We start from the raw sequence: 19872 nt of genomic DNA, 5'->3' as shown, positions 1-19872 counted from the left end.
GCATATTATTTATTATTTTTTTAGAGAAACTGCAAAGCATGTAACACTAGAGGAGTAAGCCACGAGAACAAATAATATCTTCGCTACCGGGGGAACCGGACAAGTGTGAGGCAACACCATCCCTGAACTTGTATCTCATCAGGCTCCAGAAAGGCCGCACATTGAAAACGAGCTCAGCTTTTCCTGCCACTGCCGTGCTGTCTTACGGCCTGTTTGGCTTGCCACTCGCCATGGTTGCCTTGCCGATCTATATTTTCATACCGCAGTTCTATGCGGAACACAGCGGTCTGGCACTGGCAACCATTGGAACAGCACTGCTTTTCACCAGGCTGCTGGCGGCGTTAACCGACCCTTTGCTGGGCTGGTGGGTGCAAGGCAGCAACGGCTCCTATAGCCGCTTCCTGTTGCTGTCGATTCCGTTGCTGTTAATTGGCTTCGCCATGCTGTTTCACCTACCCCCTTTGGGTAATAACGCTGCATTGGCATGGTTTGTAGTCTCCTTGCTGACGGTGTATCTAGGGTTTGGCTTGGCGATGATTGCACATCAGAGCTGGGGGGCTGCCTTAAGCCAGAAACCCGGCGAACGCACGCGCATTGCCGCATATCGAGAAGCCTGCGGATTAGTTGGCGTCATCACGGCAGCAGGTTTGAGCGGATGGCTGGGATACGACCTGCTGTTGATCGTTTTTGCAATCTGCCTGCTGCTCAGCGGGGCGCTATTGATTTTAAAAGCGCCGCGCCCGCTTCTCGCCGCGGCGGCCCGGCCCAACTCTTCGCGGACCCGCACTGCCCTGCTGGCGCCATTTGAGGACAAGCTATTCCGGGCGCTCTTCAAGATACTGATAGTAAATGGTCTTGCGGCGGCCATACCAGCAACTTTGTTCTTGTTCTTTGCCAAGGACAAATTAAAACTGGCGCCCTATTCTGGCGGGTTTCTCATTCTTTATTTTATGGCAGCCGCAGCTTCCATGCCGCTTTGGGTTAAGCTTGCCCGGCGCTGGGGAGAAGCCCGCACATGGGTGATCGGCATGCTGTCGTCTGCGCTGGTGTTCGTATGGGCTTACGCCCTGGAGCCGGGCGCGGTACTTGGCTTCGGTTCGGTTTGCCTGCTATCCGGAATGATGCTGGGCGCCGACCTGGCTCTGCCGCCGGCCTTGCTGGCAGGCGTCATCGCCCGCGCGGGCCACAGCGGAGGACGCGAGGCGGCTTACTTTGGATGGTGGAACTGGGGAGTCCAAATGACGCTGGCACTGGCGGCGGGGATCACCCTGCCTTTGCTGGAGTGGCAGGGCTATCTGCCGGGACAAACTGCAGGATTGAACGCACTGTCGGCAACCTATGCTTTGCTGCCGTGCTGCCTGAAATTAATTGCCGCTTCGATGCTGTGGCGAGCCCCTTTACGTGATTGCTGATTTTTTCGGAAGCAGAAATGAAGATACTTACTGCATTTATCCGGTTTCCCATCCTTGCTGCGATGGCTTTGCTGGCCGCCTGCTCAACTCCCGTCCCGGTACTGGCGAAGAACCTGCTCTGGACGTGCAACGCTACTTCAACGGTTCGCTGGAAGCGCATGGCATGTTCCAGGACCGCTCAGGCACGGTCATTAAACGCTTTGTCGTCAAGGTGGCATGCAGATGGGATCACGATATCGGAACGCTCGATGAAGACTTTACCTATGCCGACGGAAGCAGGAAAAAACGTGTCTGGACCTTACGCAAAGTGGCAGCCGGTAAATTTATCGGCACAGCGCCGGATGTAGTGGGCGAAGCCATCGGCCAGGTATCCGGAAATGCCCTGCATTGGACCTACGTGCTGGCTCTGCCTGTCGACGGCAGGATCATCCATGTGGACTTTGAAGACTGGATGTTCCTGATCGATAGCAAAGTCATGCTGAATCGGGCGCAGATGAGTAAATTCGGGTTCAGCCTTGGCGCGGTCACACTTTCCTTTAACAAACGCGAGGAGCCGCTCAAGGATGAATAAAAAATTGACGAGCTGGGAAGGAAGGCATATCTGGATCATCGGCGCCTCGAAAGGCATCGGCGCAGCAACCGCACGGCTCCTGCTGGATAGGGGCGCCTATGTCGCCGTATCGGCGCGCAGCCAGGAAGAACTGGAGTTGATGTACGGGGAACAGCCCCATGCCCTGGCGGCAAGCCTGGACATCACCAGCCATGACAGCGTGATACGTGCCAGGGATCAGATCATGTCCGTATGGCCGCGCATGGATTTGATACTGGTTGTCGCGGGCACCTATAACGAGATGCGCGCGGAAAGCTTTTCTCTGTCCACGGCCAATCACATCATTGATGTCAACTTGCGCGGAGTATTCAACTGTATCGACGCTACGCTGCCGGTGCTGTTAAAGCAGCGCGATGGCGGAATAGGCATTGTGGCATCCGTTGCCGGTTTTGGCGGACTGCCCAAAGCACTCGTCTATGGCCCAACCAAGGCGGCGCTGATCAACCTGAGCGAATCCTTGTATCTGGATTTACGGCCTATGGGGATCAATGTTTACCAGATCAATCCCGGTTTTGTCGATACCCCGCTGACAGCCGGCAACGATTTCAAGATGCCTGCACTGATCACTGCCGGGGAAGCAGCGCACGAGATTGTGCGAGGCATCGAAAAAGGCCGGTTTCACATCCACTTCCCGAAACGCTTTACGCGCACTTTGCTGGTACTGAGCTTGCTGCCTTACAGGCTTTATTTTTGGCTGGTGCACAGAATCACGGGATTATGACTTAGCTGGCGGAGGAAACCGTCAAACTGAAACCGGCGCTGTAGGTTTCACCGGGAGCCACGACCGCGCCGCCTATTTCCGCATGCGGATGGGAAGGCAGATTAAGCCAGTCGGTGCAGTTGCTGACAGGTTCCACGCAAAAAAAATCGCGTCCTTCCGGTGTGTACAGCACGATAAAGTCGAAGGGTGACATTGCCTGCAAAGCCAGGCTGCGTGCAGGAGCCTCCTGCGTCGCCATCCAGTCCACGCGCGCGCTGTGCTCCCAGCCGATGAAATTATTATCCAGCACCACGTCATCCACCGCTACCCCGCTGCGCAGCCTCTCCATCAAAGGCGGCCGGGAAAGTTGCGTGGGCATGACCTCGTGGTCGCCCTGCCACATAGCGGCGGCAGAAAGGCTTAGCCGCGTGCCGGCTTCGCGCGGAAAATACGGGTGATGCCCCATGCCCAGCGGCATGGCGACCGTATCCCGGTTTTCTACTTCCATCATGACGGAAAGCTTGTCTTCATACAGCCGGAAATATTGCCTGGCGCTGAATTTGTAGGGCCAGCCGTTCGCATCCTTGTCCGGACCTGCAAAATCCAGCTGCAGACTGGCGGAGTGGCCGTCCTGCTGCATGACTGTCCACGGCCTGGTCCATGCCAGGCCATGCAGCGGATGCCCTTTTACAGCAGGGGGAACGGCGATCTGCCTGCCTTGAAAGCTGGCCCTGCCGTCACGCAGGCGATTACTGAAGGGGATCAGGGGAAAGCTGGCCATGCCTTCCGGATTGCGCTCCCTCAGCGCCTGTTCGGTGGCGGGCCTCAACCAGTGCTGCTGGATACCGTCTTGCTCACTGTAAAAACCGGCGATGGAACCTCCGGCTTCGGGCGCGATTTGCAATCTCAGATGATGGAAGCTCAATTCAAGCAGCGCGGGCCGCGCAGATTCATGGAATGGATCGGGCTTCATGGGCTCCTCAAGCGGGCTGGTTGCTCCGGATATCGGCCAGTCTTTTCACAAACGCAGAAGCAGCGGCCGTGACCGCATTGTAATCTCCTTTTGCCGCAGGTCCAGTCAAACTTCCGCCTATGCCGACCGCGACCGCGCCGCTCTCAAACCACAAGTGCAGATTTTCCAGCGTGACGCCACCGGTAGGCATCAGAGGCGCCTGCGGCAACGGCGCACGCAGCGCTTTTATATAGGCTGGGCTGAAGGCCTCGGCCGGGAACACCTTGACGATATCCGCGCCCGATTCCAGCGCCACCAGGATTTCAGTGGGCGTCATCGCGCCCGGCATGGACAGCACCTGGTAACGCTGGCAGATGCGTATCGTGTCGGGATTGACGTTAGGAGAAATGATGAACTTCGCACCCGCCATGATCGCCAGGCGCGCAGTTTCCGTATCCAGCACGGTGCCGGCACCGAGCAGGACCTTGTCTCCGTGGCGCTGGCGCAGTCTTTTGATGACGTCCAGCGTATCCGGCGTGGTGAATGCGATTTCCAGCGCATCCATGCCACCGGCGATGCAGGCTTCCGCCAGTTGCAAGGCGGCATTGGCGGAGTCGGCCCTGACGATCGCGACCATGCCGCGTTCGAGTATGCCCTGGAAGATAGTGTGTTTCAGCATGAATTCCCCAATTTTTAGTCCTGCACGTGTTCAGGCGCTGCCGGCAAAACGGCTTTCCGGCAGACCTCGTATATCCTGCAGCTGCGCATGAAAAAGTCCGCCTGCCTGCGGCTGCGCGGCCAGTTTTTCTTCGGACAGCCAGTCGCGTGCACTGGTCACGAACAACTGGTCAAACTGCGGGCCGCCCAGGCAGACGCAGCTGGGCTGCGATGTCGGTACTGCCAGCACCCGGTCTTCCCTGCCGTCCGGCGTATAGCGCACCACGCGCTCGCCGCCCCATTGCGCATTCCACAAAAATCCTTCGGCGTCGATGACAGAGCCGTCCGGCGCACCGGCGCCGCCGCTGAGGTCCACGATCGCGTGGAGTAAGCCGGGGTCGGTATGGCCGCTGCCGTAACCGTCCCAGCGGTAGATGATGCCCTTCATCGAATCGCAGAAAAACATTGAATTACCGTCCGGGCTGAAGCAGATGCTGTTGGCGATGGAAACCGCCGGCAAAGGCAGGCGCTGCAGCGACAGATCGGCGTTCAGGCGGTAAAAGCCGCCTATCGCCGGCTTTCCGTGCGCTTCATTCATCGTGCCAAAGACAAAACGTCCCTGGCGGTCGCAGCGGCCGTCATTGACGCGGGTCGTCGGTAGCTCAGCCTCCACCGCACAGACAGGCGTGATATCGCCGTTCGCCAGGTTGAAAAAAGCCAAACGCGAAGCCAGGCCGATCAGCAGCCTGTCCTCATCTTCTGTCAAGGCAAAATTGGACAGCCGTTCCGGCATCTCCCAGGTTTTGCTTTCTGCCGTAGCCGGAGAATAGGCATGCAGGCGCGCCGACAAAATGTCTGTCCAGAAAACGCGCTGCGTGCGGTCGCACCACAGTACACACTCGCCGAGTTGATTCTTTGCGTCTATCAGCAGCTTGATTTGGTTCATGATTTTAAGGTCGGGTTGGAATGCGGCTATTGTACTGCCGCATTGTCCACCACTAGTGTGATTCCCTCGGTACTGCTGCACCGCGGCAGCCGACCAGGAAATCCAGGTCCACGCCCTGATCCGCCTGCAGCACATGCTTGATGTACATTTCCTGGTAGCCGCCGCGCATCGCCGGCTCCGGCGCCTTCCATTCTGCCTGGCGGCGGGCCAGCTCTTCTTCGCTGACGTCCAGGTGCAGACGGCGGCCGGCAACGTCCAGCTCTATCATGTCGCCGTCGCGCACCAGCGCCAGCGGGCCGCCCATGGCCGCTTCCGGCGCCACATGCAGCACCACGGTGCCGAACGCAGTGCCGCTCATGCGTGCATCCGAAATACGCACCATGTCGCGTACGCCCTGTTCCAGCAATTTCTTGGGCAAACCCATATTGCCGACTTCGGCCATGCCGGGATACCCTTTGGGGCCGCAATTCTGCAGCACCATGATGCAGTCGGCATCGATGTCCAGATCGGGATCGTCCACCCGTTCCTTGTAATGCTCTATGCTGTTAAAGACGACTGCGCGGCCGCGGTGCTGCATCAGCTCCGGCGTCGCGGCAGAAGGCTTGATGATGGCGCCACGCGGCGACAGGTTGCCCCGCAATACCGCAATGCCGCCCTCTTCCTTGAACGGCGTAGCAACAGGATGGATCACGTCGGTATTGAAGTTCTCCGCTTCCTGGACGTTTTGCGCCAGGCTCTGGCCGGTGACAGTCAGCGCATCGCCATGCAGGCTGTGCAGCAAATCCTTGATGATCACCGGCAAGCCGCCGGCGTAATAGAAATCTTCCATCAGGTATTGGCCGGACGGCATCAGATTCAGCAGGCAGGGAACATCGCGGCCCAATCTATCCCAGTCTGCCAGCGTCAGGTCCACGCCGATGCGGCCGGCGATGGCCAGCAAGTGCACGACTGCATTGGTAGAGCCGCCGATCGCGCCATTGACCATGATGGCGTTTTCAAAGGCTTCCTTTGTCAATATCTGTGACAGCTTCAGGTCTTCATGCACCATGTCCACGATACGGCGACCTGTCAGCTGCGCCTGCAGCTTGCGGCGCGAGTCCACTGCCGGGATGGCCGCATTACCGGGCAAAGTCACACCCAGGGCTTCGACCATGCTGGCCATTGTCGAGGCAGTGCCCATCGTCATGCAATGGCCGGTGGAACGCGACATGCAGGATTCCGCCTGTTTAAAGCTGTTCAGCGTCATGCGGCCTGCGCGCAAGTCCTCGGAAAATTTCCATACGTCGGTGCCGGAGCCTATGGGTTTGCCGCGATAATTACCGTTCAGCATGGGCCCACCGGATAGCACTATGGTCGGCAGGTCGCAGCTGGCGGCGCCCATCAATAGGGCCGGCGTCGTTTTGTCGCAGCCGGTCAGCAGCACGACGCCATCGATAGGGTTGCCGCGTATAGACTCTTCCACATCCATGCTGGCCAGGTTGCGGAACAGCATTGCCGTGGGACGCAGGTTGGATTCGCCCAGCGACATCGCTGGAAATTCTACCGGGAAGCCGCCGGCTTCCAGCACGCCGCGCTTGACGGCCTCCGCCAGATCGCGGAAGTGTCCGTTGCACGGCGTCAGTTCGGACCACGTATTGCAGATGCCGATCACCGGCCGGCCGTCGAAAGCATCGCTCGGGTAACCCTGGTTTTTCATCCAGCTGCGGTGGATGAAGCTGTCTTTGTCGTCGCCGCCAAACCAGGCGTGCGAACGTAATGTGCGTTTGGATTGTGTCATGTCTCTGCCGTCAATATTGTCTTTTTAATGTATTGCTGCTTGCGGTATCAAACCCCGGGATGCCGCTATCGAGATTGCGCCGAACCCTGCAAGGTTATCCTGCTCCGCATCGCTGACAATAATTTGCTTGCCATAGAAAAAACCGTTCTCGCCTATCAGCAGCGCCAGCGCCTGCCTCAGAATGGGTTTGCCGGAAATGACAATTGCGGTATCGGGGCGCATGCGTATGGCGCTGCTGTTTTTCAATGCCAGCAGATCGCCGCTAAGTACAGCGCCAAGCAGATAGCTGGCTTTTTCGTTATGCTGCGATTCGGTGAACATATCCAGTATGCGGACGCTGAAACAGGCTCGCGCCAGTCCTGTCCTTTGCGCAGCGGCAGCACCGGCCAGCAGCATCTCCGGATGCAGTTCGCTGGCAAACTCGCCGTCCAGCGATTTTTTCAGCAGCGTATTCTGCGTGATCGCCTGCAATAATTCTCCGGCAATCGATGTGGCGCAGCCGACAATCCGCTGAGCACTGTCGAGCGATACCAGCTTGGTATGCGAGCCGGGCAATATGATCATCGCCGGACCCGTCAGCTCCAGCCGGGCTACCAGCGCCATCGCCTCGGTTTCCTCGCCGCGCATCATGTCCATTGCTTCTACATTATGCAGGCCGATCTTGTCCACGCTGTTGCGCACGCCGGGGATAAACCATACCGGCTGCGGGAAAACTTCACTCATCACGATACTTTTCATTCCCTGCGCCAGCTCCTGCAAACCTGCGGGCGCCGGCAGGTGAGGCAGCTCGGACAAACCGACATTGGATGTGATCATGCCGGAAGCGAGCATCAGGTCCAGCTTGTCCTTGCCCAGGCCGGCCTGTGACAAGGCGCTTTCCACCGTACTGTGCACCGCGCTTTTGAGCGCGGCATTATTGCCGTCGATGGCCGTATTTCTCACCCCTACTTCGGCTTGCGCCTGCGCGCGCAGCTGGCCATCCACCCACAGGCTACTGCGGGTATTGGTGGTGCCTGCGTCTATAGTGACAATGTTCATAACGCCATGTTCCGGTACAAAATAGATGGGCTATGTTAAAACCTGACTTAATATCTTTCCAATCAATAATTTGGTAGTTTCAATACCAATTCTGATATCATCTTCGGCCTGACCATTCCTATTGGCATTGGTGAACACGTGGAAAATACAAATTCAAACTGGTTCCTGCGCGCCAGGCTCAAGACCCGCCAGCTGCTGCTGTTGATTGCGCTGGACGAACAAAGAAATATCCATCGCGCGGCGGACGCATTGCACATGACGCAGCCGGCCGCATCCAAGCAGTTGAAAGACCTGGAAGACATGCTGGAAATCCAGCTGTTCGACCGTACCCCGCGCGGCATGCAGCCTACCATCTACGGCGAAAGCATGATACGCCACGCGCGCATGGCGCTTACCAGCCTGTCGCTGGCGCATGAGGATATCGTGGCGCTGAAATCCGGCCTGTCGGGCCAGGTGGAGGTCGGTGTGATCATGACGCCGGGCATGTCGCTGCTGCCGCGCGCCATCTCCCGCATCAAGCAGCAGGCGCCGCTGCTGCGCATAGGCGTACAACTGGAAACCAGCAACATCCTGCTGAAGCGCCTGCAGCGCGGTACGCTGGACTTCATGGTGGGCCGCATCCTGGAACAGGAAGACAAGTCGGACCTGCTGTACGAGGAACTGGCGGAGGAACCGGTATGCGCGGTTGCCCGCGTCGGCCACCCCTTGGAAGGCGCGCTGGGACTGGAACTGAAAGACATCGTCAACGAAGGCTGGATACTATCGCCGCAAGGCAGCGTGCTGCGGCACCGCTGCGACATGATGTTCCGCAAGCAGGGCCTGGAACCGCCGGCCAACGTGGTGGACACCACGGCGATACTGATGATCACTTCGCTGTTGCAGCAGACCGATTTCCTGCATGTACTGCCAATAGAGGTCGCACGCTATTATGCACAGCTGAATGTGCTGAGCATCTTGCCGATAGAGCTGCCGTGCAAGATGGATTCCTTCGGCATCATTACCCGCCGCAGCCACCTGCTGTCTCCTGGAGCGCTGTTACTGCTGGATGCGATCCGGGATGCGGCGAAAGAAATGTATTGATGTGTCAATGAAAAAAAAACCACCCCCGGCCAGGAAACCGGAGGTGGATTAAAACTGGCCGTGCTTTCACTTTGCCACCCATCAAGGGGGAGTGTTCCCAAATCTGCGGCAAAGGCAGTACGACTGTGGAGCCAGTCGTACCCGGCATGTAAAGGATATCTACTTCGGCCAGCTGGTTACCAAGAATGTTCCACCACGCACGCGCTTCATGGCTACTTAGCGCGTACTAGTGCGTATCGTATGCCTGTTTGATGCGTACTTAACTCCATCCTGCATCCACAATGAATTCCTGTGACGTGCACATCACGCTATCGTCGGACGCCAGGAACAGCACCATGCGCGCAATGTGCGACGGCAGCAGTTTGCCGGGCAGGCACTGGTTCTGTTTGATCTCTTTTTCCGCCTGTTCATCGACCCAGAGCGCCAGCTGGCGCTCCGTCATGACCCAGCCAGGTGTCACCGTATTGACACGTATATTGTCCGGCCCCAGGTCCCGCGCCAGGCCGCGCGTCAGGCCGACTACGGCGGCTTTGGTCGTGGTATAAGCTGGATAGCCAGCCCCCTTGATGTGCCAGGAGATGGAGCTGACGTTGATGATGGAGCCGGCGCCCTTTTTTTTCATGCCGGGAGCCACCGCCTGGCTGGTGAAAAACATCGGGCGCTGATTGATCGCGATGCGTTCGTTCCAGTAATCTACCGTCACCTCTTCCAGCTTGTGGCGCTGGTCGTTCGCGGCATTATTGACGAGCACGTCAAAATCGCCGATCTCGGCGGCCAGCGACTGCATGACCTGCTGCAAGGCCGGGATGTCGGTAATGTCGCAGTGGCGGAACAGCGGCGTCTCCAACCCGGCCTGCTGCAGCCTGGCGCACAGCGCTTCGCTGGGCTCCTTCTGGATATCGACAAACGCCACCTTCGCGCCCTGCTCCGCAAATGCCGCGACCAGCGATTCGCCTATGCCGGTACCGCCGCCGGTGATGAAAACCCTTTTCCCCCTGAGGCTGCCGTACTGCGCCAATTGCACTGTGTCGCTCATGCTGATTTCCTTGTGCTGCATATTGAATAATCTGAAATAACTTGTTTACTATACATGCGCTAGCCGTTTATTCCTTGCCCAGCTGGCCGTCCTTGCGCCGCCATATCTGCAAGGGATTGCCATCGCGCAAAGCTTCCGGCAACAGTGCCTGCGGCATATTCTGATATGACACGGGCCGAAGGAAACGCTGGATGGCCGCCGTGCCAACCGACGTACTACGGCTGTCCGACGTCGCAGGGAAAGGCCCGCCATGCACCATCGCGGTGGAGACTTCCACCCCTGTGGGAAATCCATTGACCAGGATACGGCCTACCTTGCGTTCCAGCACCGGCAACAGCCCACGGGCGGTTTCCGTATCCGCATCGTCCATCTGCAGCGTCGCGGTCAACTGGCCTTCGAGCTTTTCCGTTACCAGCAGCATTTCGGCAACATGGTCGCAGGAAACCAGCAGCGAGGCCGGGCCGAACACTTCATTGGACAATGCATGATCCGCCAGGAAATCCTTCGCTTGCGTGATAAACAACGCGGGCACCCCCTGGCAAGTTCCTGCGGCTGCAGATCCCTGGCTCAGCGTTTTTACCTTTTCGTTGCCGGCCAGCTCTTGCACACCGCGCTGGTAGGCGGCCTGTATGCCAGGCGTCAGCATCGTGCCCGGCTGCGCTGCCGCCAGGGCCTGCGCGGCCTGCTCCGCAAACCTGTCGAAATCCTTGCCCTTCAGGCCCAGCACCAGGCCGGGATTGGTGCAAAATTGTCCCACGCCCAAGGTCAGCGATGCAGCAAAACCTGCTGCAATCGCATCGCCCCGGCTTGCCAGCGCCTGCGGCAGCAGGAACACCGGATTGATGCTGCTCATTTCAGCATACACGGGAATCGGCTGCGGCCTCGCCGCGGCAATCGCCATCAGGGCCAGTCCACCCTGGCGGGAGCCGGTAAAACCGACTGCCTGCACAGCAGGATGCCGCACCAGGTCTGCACCCAATGCATTGCCCGTGCCTGTCAGCAGTGAAAATACGCCCCCAGGTAGCTGGCATAGCGATACGGCTTTTTGTATCGCCCGCCCGACCAGTTCGGAAGTGCCGGGATGCGCCGGATGCGCCTTGGCAATGACCGGGCAACCGGCTGCCAGCGCGGAAGCGGTATCGCCGCCGGCCACTGAAAACGCTAACGGAAAGTTGCTGGCGCCGAACACCGCCACCGGGCCCAGCGCAATCATCCGCATGCGTATGCTGGGCCGGGGAATGGCCCGTTCCGGCAATGCCGTATCCAGCCGCGCATCCAGCCACGAGCCTTCGCGCAGCAAGCCGGCAAACAACTGCAGCTGGCCAACGGTGCGGCCGCGTTCGCCTTCCAGCCTGGCGCGCGGCAAGCCGCTCTCAGCCATTGCACGGACGATCAGTTCATCTCCCAGCTCCACGATCTGCTGTGCGATAGTTTCCAGGAAGCGCGCGCGGTCATCCAGCCCGGTCTCGCGGTAGCTGTCAAACGCCGCCTGCGCCAGCGCCGCAGCCCTGGATATCTCTGCCCCGCCTGTTGTATGAAATTCCGGCTGCAAGTCCTCGCCAGTGGCAGGAGCAAATGCACGGAAGGAGTCGCCGGAACCACGGACGCTTGACGCGCCTATCAGCGCTTCACCTGTAATCTTCACAATGTTTCCTTTTTTATTTCTATAAGCTAGTAACGGGGCTCTGCGCAAAAGGCTCAGCTTCGGCCACTGCCAGCCGGTTGCGCAGCGGAGGCCCGAATGCCTGTACCTCTATCTCGAAACTTTCACCAGCCTCTACCTTGATGCCCTCTGCAAAGCTCAGTGTCGCCGTGCCGAAGAAATGCACATGCACGTCGCCCGGGCGACAGAACAAGGGATATTTGAAATGATGGTGTTCAAGGTTGGCAATGGTATGCGACATATTGTCTTCACCGCTGACGAAGGGTTTTTGCCAGCGCAGCGCGCCCTTGCTGTCGCGGATCGCCGATGTGCCCGCAACGTGCGCCGGCAATTCCCCCAGTAGCAAGGCAGGGCCTACCGCGCAGGCGCGCAGCTTGGAGTGCGCCAGGTACAGATAGTTCTGGCGTTCGGTAATGTGGTCTGAGAATTCATTGCCCAGCGCATAGCCGAGGCGGTATGGCCTGCCATCCGAACCGATGATATACAGGCCCGCGATTTCAGGCTCTTCACCGCCGTCCAGTGCAAACGCCGGCATGCTCAGGTCCTGGCCGCTGGTGCTGACAATGGAACCATCGCCCTTGTAAAACCACTCCGGCTGCACGCCGTGCTTGCCCGCTGCCGGTTTGCCGTTTTCCAGCCCCATGCGGAACATTTTCATGCTGTCCGTCAGGCTTTCTATCGCACCGTCCACTTTCTTGTGCATGGCGTCCCGCGTGTCGGCACTTCCCAAGTGGGTCAGGCCGGTGCCGGTGACGAAGCAATGGGCGTCGTCCGCATGGTCCAGCGGGGGCAGCAGGCGCCCTTGCTCGACGACTTCCTGATAACTGACGACGATATCACCCAGCGCCGCTGCAGCCAGGCTTTCAAGCTTGCCCTGTTTCGCTATTGCAGCCTGCGCCAGCTGGTAAGTCGTCGCATAGCCTTCCAGTAAGCGGATATCTTTGTTTTCATTTTCCAGGCTGCCTACGTGGCGCGCGCCTTTGGCATCTTTAAATTGCACCAATAACATATTGTCTCCAGTTTTTATCAAGCGCCCAATCAGGCGCCCGCCTGTCAGTGGCGAGGACTATCTTTCGTTCAATGCGAATGCTTGGGTACTGCGGAACCGCGGCAGCCGACCAGAAAATCGAAATCGCAGCCTTCGTCCGCCTGCAACACCCTGTCTATATATAGCTGCTGGTAACCACTCTGTATCGCCAGCGGCGGGCGGTCCGCCAATTTTTTCAGCCTGGCGGCGATCTCTTCATCGCTGACATCCAGGTGCAGGCGGCCTGCGTGGCAATCCAGTTCCACATAATCTCCATCCTGCACAATCGCCAGCGGTCCACCGGCGGCGGCTTCCGGCGCCACGTGCAATACCACGGTGCCGTAGGCAGTGCCACTCATGCGGGCATCGGAGATGCGTACCATGTCCTTGACGCCTTGTGCCAGCAGCTTGGGCGGCAGCCCCATGTTGCCCACTTCAGCCATGCCGGGGTAGCCCTTCGGCCCGCAATTTTTCATGACCAGCACCGAACTTGCGTCCACATCCAGGTCCGGATCGACGATGCGCTGCTTGTAGTGATCGAAGTTTTCGAACACAACTGCCTTGCCGCGGTGCTGCATCAGCTCTGGCGACGCCGCAGACGGTTTCAGCACCGCGCCGCGCGGCGCGAGGTTGCCGCGCAGGATGCTGATGCCACCGTCGGCGATCAGCGGCTTATCCAGCGGACGTATCACTTCATCGTTATAGATAGGCGCATCACTGGTGTTTTCCCACAGGCTCTTGCCGTTGACGGTCAGCGCGTCCTTATGCGGAATCAGGTTGGCTTCGCCGAGGCGGCGCAGCACGGCAGGCAAGCCGCCGGCATAGTAGAACTCTTCCATCAGGAAGCGCCCGGACGGCATCAGGTCGACGATGGTCGGTGTTTCGCGGCCTATGCGTGTCCAGTCTTCCAGCTCCAGCGGCACGCCGATGCGGCCTGCAATCGCTTTCAGGTGGATGACGGCATTGGTCGAACCGCCTATCGCCGCATTGACGCGTATTGCATTCTCGAATGCTTCCCTGGTCAGTACCTTGGACAAACGCAGGTCTTCCCACACCATCTCCACAATGCGGATGCCGGACATATGCGCCAGCACGTAGCGACGGGAATCCACTGCTGGAATCGCAGCATTGTGCGGCAGCGACGTCCCCAGCGCTTCGGCCATGCAGGCCATCGTGGACGCGGTGCCCATGGTGTTGCAGGTGCCGGCAGAACGGGACATGCCGGACTCTGCGGACATGAACTGGTGCATCGTGATCTGCCCTGCCTTCACGGCTTCATGCAACTGCCAGACGGCAGTGCCGGAGCCGATGTCCTTGCCTTCGTGCTTGCCGTTCAGCATCGGGCCGCCGCTGACGACGATCGCCGGGACATCGCAACTGGCGGCGCCCATCAGCAATGCCGGCGTGGTCTTGTCGCAGCCGACCAGCAGCACCACTGCATCCATGGGATTGCCGCGTATCGATTCCTCGACATCGATGCTGGCCAGATTGCGCGTCAGCATCGCCGTCGGGCGAAGGTTGGATTCGCCGTTGGAAAATACCGGGAACTCCACCGGAAAGCCGCCGGCTTCCAGGATTCCGCGCTTCACATGCTCGGCGATCTTGCGGAAATGGGCATTGCAGGGTGTCAGTTCAGACCAAGTATTGCAGATGCCGATGATGGGCTTGCCCTGGAATTCATGGTCGGGAATCCCCTGGTTTTTCATCCAGCTGCGGTACATGAAGCCGTTCTTGTCGGCGGTGCCAAACCACTCGGCGGAGCGCAGGCGCACTTTCTTTGTCTCGGACATACTCGTTTCCAAACTATTGTTTTGTGTCTTGAAGATGCTGCTGCAGTGGGAGATAGGTTTAGCCACCTCTCAGGATGTACGGATACTAAACAGTCTATAGATATCTTTCTAATGACTTTTTTACCCAATCAGATACCGGATTTGATATCAAATAAGCGCTTCTGATGCGTCATTTGACTCTCCCATCGCTGATTTCCATGCAAATTACCTTGAGAACAAGTTTTTGCGTTCACAAACGCTTCATAATTGGCGCCGTTTTCTTTATTTAAAATGAGTTCTAATATCGAATTCGGTATCGAATTTAGTTAAAAAGTCATTAGAAAGATATCTTTAGACAATTTAGTATCCACGCATCGAATGACTGCCCTCAAACCGCCACGTGGAATCAAGTCCGCAGCGGCGCAAAAAGGGCAAGCCACATGCGATCGCAAAAGCGAAACCGGGGTTTGGCTCCGGACAGACGTGAATGCGGGGAAAGTGCGCAAGCCATATCAGCCTTACTGCGCAGGCGCACTGCACTATCTTTAATATGCAGGCATCAAAATAACAGGAGACAATTTGTGAAAATGATCAAATTAATGATCGCAGGACTTGCGATCGGTATTGCGGGCATCGTCCCCCAGGCCAACGCCCAAGATAAAGGCCTGATCGGCATTTCCATGCCGACCAAGGCATCTGCGCGCTGGATCGCCGACGGCGACAACATGGTCAAGGTATTCAAGGAGCGGGGCTACAAGACCGACCTGCAATACGCAGACGACGACATTCCCAACCAGCTGGCGCAGATCGAGAACATGGTCACCAAGAACGTCAAGGTTCTGGTGATCGCCGCAATTGACGGCACTACGCTGTCCAACGTGCTGCAAAAAGCAGCCGACCAGGGCATCAAGATCATTTCCTACGACAGGCTGATCCGCGGCTCCAAGAACGTGGACTACTATGCCACTTTCGATAACTTCCAGGTCGGCGTCATGCAGGCGGCCTACATTGAAAATGCGCTCGGCCTGAAAGCCGGCAAGGGTCCGTTCAATATTGAACTGTTCGGCGGCTCCGCGGACGACAACAACGCCTTCTTCTTCTACAACGGCGCAATGTCCGTACTGAAGCCTTACATCGACAGCGGCAAGCTGGTCGTGCGCAGCAAACAGCTGGGCATGGACAAGGTTTCCACGCTGCGCTGGGATGGCGCCGTCGCACAGGCCCGTATGGACAACCTGCTGAGCGCCTATTACACCAACAGCCACGTAGACGCTGTATTGTCCCCATATGACGGCCTCAGTATCGGTATCCTGTCTTCGCTTAAAGGCGTAGGCTACGGCACGCCTAAACTGCCTATGCCTGTTGTAACCGGCCAGGACGCTGAAGTTGCTTCCGTCAAATCCATCCTGCGCGGCGAACAAAGGTCCACGGTTTTCAAAGATACCCGCGAGCTGGCCAAGGTCACTGTAGGTATGGTCGATGCAGTCCTCAGCGGCAAGGCGCCACAGATCAACGATACCAAGACGTACAACAACGGCGTCAAGGTCGTGCCTTCCTATCTGTTGAAACCTGTCAGCGTGGATGCTTCCAACTGGAAGCAGGTACTGGTCACCGGCAGCGGCTACTATACCGAAGCACAGTTTAAATAAGCCGCAGGCTTACGCAATTTTGCTTATAGTGTCATTGGCGCGGCGCCCGGTCTGACGGCGCCGCGCCTTTTCCAGGCAAAGATAAAATTAAAAGTAGTTGAGACAAACTGTTCGCCCGCCGCAGCGGATACCGCCGATGCAGCAGCCGGACTCAAGAGGTAACACCATGAATACTATCCTGGAGATGCGCGGGATAAGGAAGACCTTCCCGGGCGTCAAGGCCCTGGACAATGTCAATCTTCACGTACGCAGCGGCGAAATTCACGCCATAGTCGGTGAAAACGGCGCCGGAAAATCCACGTTGATGAAAGTCCTGAGCGGTGTCTATCCGCACGGCAGCTATTCCGGCGACATCTACTACCAGGGCGAGGCCCGGCAGTTCAGGGACATTTCCGACAGTGAAGAAATCGGCATCATCATCATCCACCAGGAACTGGCCCTGGTACCCCTGCTGTCCATCGCCGAGAACCTGTTCCTCGGCAACGAACAGGCAAAGAACGGCATCATCGACTGGGCGCTGGCCTATACCAAAACCCGCGAACTGCTGAAAAAAGTCGGTCTGAATGAATCCCCCAATACGCTGGTCAACAATCTGGGCGTCGGCAAGCAGCAATTGATAGAAATCGCGAAAGCACTGTCCAAAGAGGTCAAACTGCTGATCCTGGATGAGCCGACTGCGAGCCTGAACGAAAGCGACAGCGACGCGCTGCTGGAACTATTGCTGGAACTGAAGCAGCAGGGCATCTCGTCCATCCTGATTTCCCATAAATTGAATGAAATTTCCAAGGTGGCAGATTCCATTACCGTGCTGCGCGATGGCGCCACGGTAGACAGCTTCGACTGCCGCAAGGAACAGATCAGCGAAGACCGCATCATCCAGAACATGGTCGGCCGCGAAATGGCCGACCGCTACCCTAAGCGTACGCCGCAGATAGGCGACACGATTTTTGAAGTACGGGACTGGCGTGTCCACCACCCTGAACAGGCCGGCCGGCAGGTCATCAAAGGCGTCGGCTTCAACGTCAAAAAAGGCGAGATCGTCGGTATCGCCGGGCTGATGGGATCAGGCCGCACCGAACTGGCAATGAGCATCTTCGGCCGCTCCTATGGCAGGAACATCAGCGGCACGGCACTGAAAAATGGCCAGGCGATAGACATTAGCAGCATACAGAAAGCAATCGCACACGGCATCGCCTATGCGACGGAAGACAGGAAGGGCCTGGGCCTGATCCTGGAAGACGATATCAAGCGCAACGTCAGCCTGGCCAACCTGCGCGGCGTATCCAGCAATCTGGTCATCGACGAGGGGCGGGAATTTACAGTTGCAGCGGATTACCGCAACAAGCTGAAGATACGCAGTTCCAACGTATTCCAGAAAGTCTTGAACCTGTCCGGCGGCAACCAGCAAAAAGTAGTGCTCAGCAAGTGGCTGTTCTCCAATCCGGACATCCTGATCCTGGACGAACCCAGCCGCGGCATCGACGTCGGCGCCAAATATGAAATCTACAGCATCATCAGTCAGCTGGCCGCGGAAGGCAAAGGCATCATCATGATCTCTTCCGAAATGCCGGAGCTGCTGGGCATGTGCGACCGCATTTACGTAATGAATGAAGGCAGCTTCGTTGCCGAATTTCCTATCGCGGACGCCAGCCAGGAAAAAATCATGCGCGCGATTGTAAAGAATGGAGATCACAATCATGACAAGTAAACTAGCGACGGTGGAACCCGCCGGCATCGCATCGGAAATCACCTCGGGAAATACAAGTATGAAAGACGTCAAAAGCGTTCAGCCGCAACAGGAAGCGCAAGAGTCCCAGAAAAAAAGCTATGCGGGCTTCCTGAAAAACAATATGCGCGAATACGGCATGCTGATGTCGCTGATAGCGATCATGGCTTTCTTTCAGTACATGACGGACGGTACGCTGATGCAGCCGCTGAACCTGACTAATCTGGTTCTGCAAAACAGTTATATCGTCATCATGGCGCTGGGCATGCTGATGGTCATCGTCGCCGGCCATATCGACCTTTCGGTCGGTTCGGTGGTGGGTTTCATCGGCGCGCTGGCGGCGGTGCTGATCGTCAATTACCAGATCAACTTTATGCTGGCGGCAGTAATTTGCCTGGCAGCGGGCGCCATCATCGGCGCAGCACAGGGCTATTTTGTCGCCTTCTTCAGGATACCCTCGTTCATCGTCACGCTGGCCGGCATGCTGGTATTCAAAGGCCTGACGCTGGCTCTGCTGCAAGGCCAGTCGGTCGGTCCTTTCCCGGAAGGCTTCCAGCGCCTGAGCTCCGGCTTTATCCCGGAACTGATAGAAACCGGTGAATTCCGTGTGACTTCACTGGTAGTCGGTTTCATCGTTGCCGCCGTGCTGATTTTCGTCAAGCTGCGGGCAAGGCTGAAGCAGTCGCGCTACGGCATGGAAGATGAACCTTACCAATTCTTCCTGCTGAAAAATGCCGTGTTTGCCGCCGTAATCTGCTATTTCAGCTACCTGCTGGCCAGCTACAGGGGCATGCCTAACGTGCTGATCGTCATGTTCGTGCTGATGGTGGCCTACACCTTCATCACCAACCGCACAGTGCTGGGCCGCCGCGTATATGCGGTGGGTGGTAATGAAAAAGCGGCGCGCCTGTCCGGCATCAAGACGGAGCGCGTATCCTTCTATACCTTCGTCAACATGGGCATGCTGGCAGCGCTGGCCGGCCTGATCTTTGCCGCCCGCCTGAATACGGCAACGCCAAAGGCCGGCACCGGCTTCGAGCTGGACGTGATTGCCGCCTGCTTCATCGGCGGCGCATCGGCCTCCGGCGGCGTCGGCAAGGTGATGGGCGCAGTCATCGGCGCCTTCGTCATGGGGGTGATGAACAACGGCATGTCCATCATGGGCATAGGCATCGATTACCAGCAGGTGATCAAGGGGCTGGTTTTGCTGGCCGCCGTGTTTGTAGACGTCTACAACAAAAACAAATAAGGCATTGCCAAGGCCGGAGAGGGTCCAGCCCTTTCCGGCGACATCAGCTTATCTGTTAGCTTATCTATTAGTTTATCTGTCAGCTTATCTTACTGTGCAGCATGAACGCCGCCGCCCCGGTCGCAATCCTGTGACCCTCTTCATTGCGTAAATCCATCAAGACATTCGCGACCCGTTTTCCTAACCGCGTCACTTCCGCAGTAGCAAAAAATTTCTTGCCCCTGCCCGGCTGCAGATAGTCGATGCGCAAATCTATCGTGCTCATGCGCGAAAATTCTTTCATCTGCGACAGCACATCGTCTTTGGGATTTTCCTGCGCCATCTTGAGCAGGATGGCAAACCCCGCCACGCTGTCCAGCACCGATGCAATCACACCGCCGTGCAGCATGCCTTGTGAAAAATTGCCCAGCAATTGCTCGCGCATGGCAATGCTGATCTGGGCATTGTCAGGATCAAATGATTCCAGCTTGATGCCCAACAAATGGCAAAACGGGATTTTCTCTTCCACCACATGCCTGAGCATGGACTGGAATTCGGGCTTTTCTGTCATTACCACTGTCATTGCTCACCTATTGAGTATC

General features: G+C 57.6%; 17 protein-coding genes. 7 read left to right on the top strand and 10 right to left on the bottom strand.

Annotated features, from left to right (window positions below; genetic code table 11):
• The first annotated feature begins 161 nt into the window (after window positions 1-161).
• The 3 genes from ACO0LO_RS14325 to ACO0LO_RS14315 are packed head-to-tail and all read left to right on the top strand — an operon-like array spanning window position 162 to window position 2743.
• A complete protein-coding gene (locus ACO0LO_RS14325; protein WP_422964905.1) occupies window positions 162-1412 on the top strand; it encodes an MFS transporter in 1251 nt (416 codons plus the stop codon).
• A complete protein-coding gene (locus ACO0LO_RS14320; protein WP_422964904.1) occupies window positions 1402-1983 on the top strand; it encodes a DUF3833 domain-containing protein in 582 nt (193 codons plus the stop codon). The genes ACO0LO_RS14325 and ACO0LO_RS14320 overlap by 11 nt, the downstream gene beginning before the upstream one ends.
• Window positions 1976-2743, top strand: a complete 768-nt coding sequence (locus ACO0LO_RS14315; RefSeq protein WP_422964903.1) for an SDR family NAD(P)-dependent oxidoreductase — start codon at window positions 1976-1978, stop codon at window positions 2741-2743. Before ACO0LO_RS14320 ends, ACO0LO_RS14315 begins: the two co-directional genes overlap by 8 nt.
• 1 nt (window position 2744) lies before the next feature.
• Here ACO0LO_RS14315 and ACO0LO_RS14310 read toward each other — a convergent pair whose 3' ends face one another.
• The 5 genes from ACO0LO_RS14310 to ACO0LO_RS14290 are packed head-to-tail and all read right to left on the bottom strand — an operon-like array spanning window position 2745 to window position 8092.
• Window positions 2745-3695: an aldose 1-epimerase gene (locus ACO0LO_RS14310; RefSeq protein WP_422964902.1), complete on the bottom strand. Its 951-nt coding sequence runs from the start codon at window positions 3693-3695 to the stop codon at window positions 2745-2747.
• Between the two features lie 7 nt (window positions 3696-3702).
• On the bottom strand, window positions 3703-4353 hold the full coding sequence (locus tag ACO0LO_RS14305) for a bifunctional 2-keto-4-hydroxyglutarate aldolase/2-keto-3-deoxy-6-phosphogluconate aldolase (protein WP_422964901.1): 651 nt from the start codon (window positions 4351-4353) through the stop codon (window positions 3703-3705).
• A 30-nt stretch (window positions 4354-4383) separates the two neighbouring features.
• Window positions 4384-5277, bottom strand: a complete 894-nt coding sequence (locus ACO0LO_RS14300; RefSeq protein WP_422964900.1) for an SMP-30/gluconolactonase/LRE family protein — start codon at window positions 5275-5277, stop codon at window positions 4384-4386.
• 52 nt (window positions 5278-5329) lie between these two features.
• A complete protein-coding gene (gene araD, locus ACO0LO_RS14295; protein ID WP_422964899.1) occupies window positions 5330-7054 on the bottom strand; it encodes an L-arabinonate dehydratase in 1725 nt (574 codons plus the stop codon).
• Window positions 7055-7078: 24 nt separating this feature from the next.
• Window positions 7079-8092, bottom strand: a complete 1014-nt coding sequence (locus tag ACO0LO_RS14290; RefSeq protein WP_422964898.1) for a 2-dehydro-3-deoxygalactonokinase — start codon at window positions 8090-8092, stop codon at window positions 7079-7081.
• A gap of 138 nt (window positions 8093-8230) precedes the next feature.
• Between ACO0LO_RS14290 and ACO0LO_RS14285 the strand changes: the two genes are divergently transcribed.
• On the top strand, window positions 8231-9172 hold the full coding sequence (locus ACO0LO_RS14285) for a LysR family transcriptional regulator (protein WP_422964897.1): 942 nt from the start codon (window positions 8231-8233) through the stop codon (window positions 9170-9172).
• A 259-nt stretch (window positions 9173-9431) separates the two neighbouring features.
• Here the strand turns inward: ACO0LO_RS14285 and ACO0LO_RS14280 are convergent, their stop codons facing one another.
• The 4 genes from ACO0LO_RS14280 to ACO0LO_RS14265 form a co-directional block, all read right to left on the bottom strand.
• Entirely contained in the window at window positions 9432-10208 is a 777-nt protein-coding gene (locus ACO0LO_RS14280) for an SDR family NAD(P)-dependent oxidoreductase (RefSeq protein WP_422964896.1), read from the bottom strand.
• Between the two features lie 67 nt (window positions 10209-10275).
• Window positions 10276-11853, bottom strand: a complete 1578-nt coding sequence (locus tag ACO0LO_RS14275; protein ID WP_422964895.1) for an aldehyde dehydrogenase (NADP(+)) — start codon at window positions 11851-11853, stop codon at window positions 10276-10278.
• A 19-nt stretch (window positions 11854-11872) separates the two neighbouring features.
• Window positions 11873-12880, bottom strand: coding sequence for an AraD1 family protein (gene araD1 / locus ACO0LO_RS14270; protein WP_422964894.1), 1008 nt, complete (start codon window positions 12878-12880; stop codon window positions 11873-11875).
• A 68-nt stretch (window positions 12881-12948) separates the two neighbouring features.
• On the bottom strand, window positions 12949-14688 hold the full coding sequence (locus ACO0LO_RS14265; protein ID WP_422964893.1) for an IlvD/Edd family dehydratase: 1740 nt from the start codon (window positions 14686-14688) through the stop codon (window positions 12949-12951).
• A gap of 566 nt (window positions 14689-15254) precedes the next feature.
• Here ACO0LO_RS14265 and chvE point away from each other — a divergent pair.
• The 3 genes from chvE to mmsB all read left to right on the top strand — a co-directional run bounded on the left by chvE (window position 15255) and on the right by mmsB (window position 19291).
• A complete protein-coding gene (gene chvE, locus ACO0LO_RS14260; RefSeq protein WP_422965163.1) occupies window positions 15255-16316 on the top strand; it encodes a multiple monosaccharide ABC transporter substrate-binding protein in 1062 nt (353 codons plus the stop codon).
• Between the two features lie 166 nt (window positions 16317-16482).
• The gene (gene mmsA, locus ACO0LO_RS14255) at window positions 16483-18024 is read left to right on the top strand and encodes a multiple monosaccharide ABC transporter ATP-binding protein (RefSeq protein ID WP_422964892.1); all 1542 of its coding nucleotides are present in this window, start codon (window positions 16483-16485) and stop codon (window positions 18022-18024) included.
• Between the two features lie 58 nt (window positions 18025-18082).
• Complete coding sequence (gene mmsB / locus ACO0LO_RS14250; protein WP_422965162.1) at window positions 18083-19291, top strand: multiple monosaccharide ABC transporter permease; 1209 nt, start codon at window positions 18083-18085, stop codon at window positions 19289-19291.
• Between the two features lie 79 nt (window positions 19292-19370).
• Here the strand turns inward: mmsB and ACO0LO_RS14245 are convergent, their stop codons facing one another.
• Window positions 19371-19841, bottom strand: coding sequence for a thioesterase family protein (locus ACO0LO_RS14245; RefSeq protein ID WP_422964891.1), 471 nt, complete (start codon window positions 19839-19841; stop codon window positions 19371-19373).
• Between the last annotated feature and the right edge of the window lie 31 nt (window positions 19842-19872).

The sequence above is a fragment of the Undibacterium sp. TJN25 genome, from assembly GCF_049339885.1.
GTDB lineage: Bacteria > Pseudomonadota > Gammaproteobacteria > Burkholderiales > Burkholderiaceae_D > Undibacterium.
Note: the sequence above shows the minus strand (reverse complement) of the source record. Positions and strands in the feature narration are given on the sequence as shown.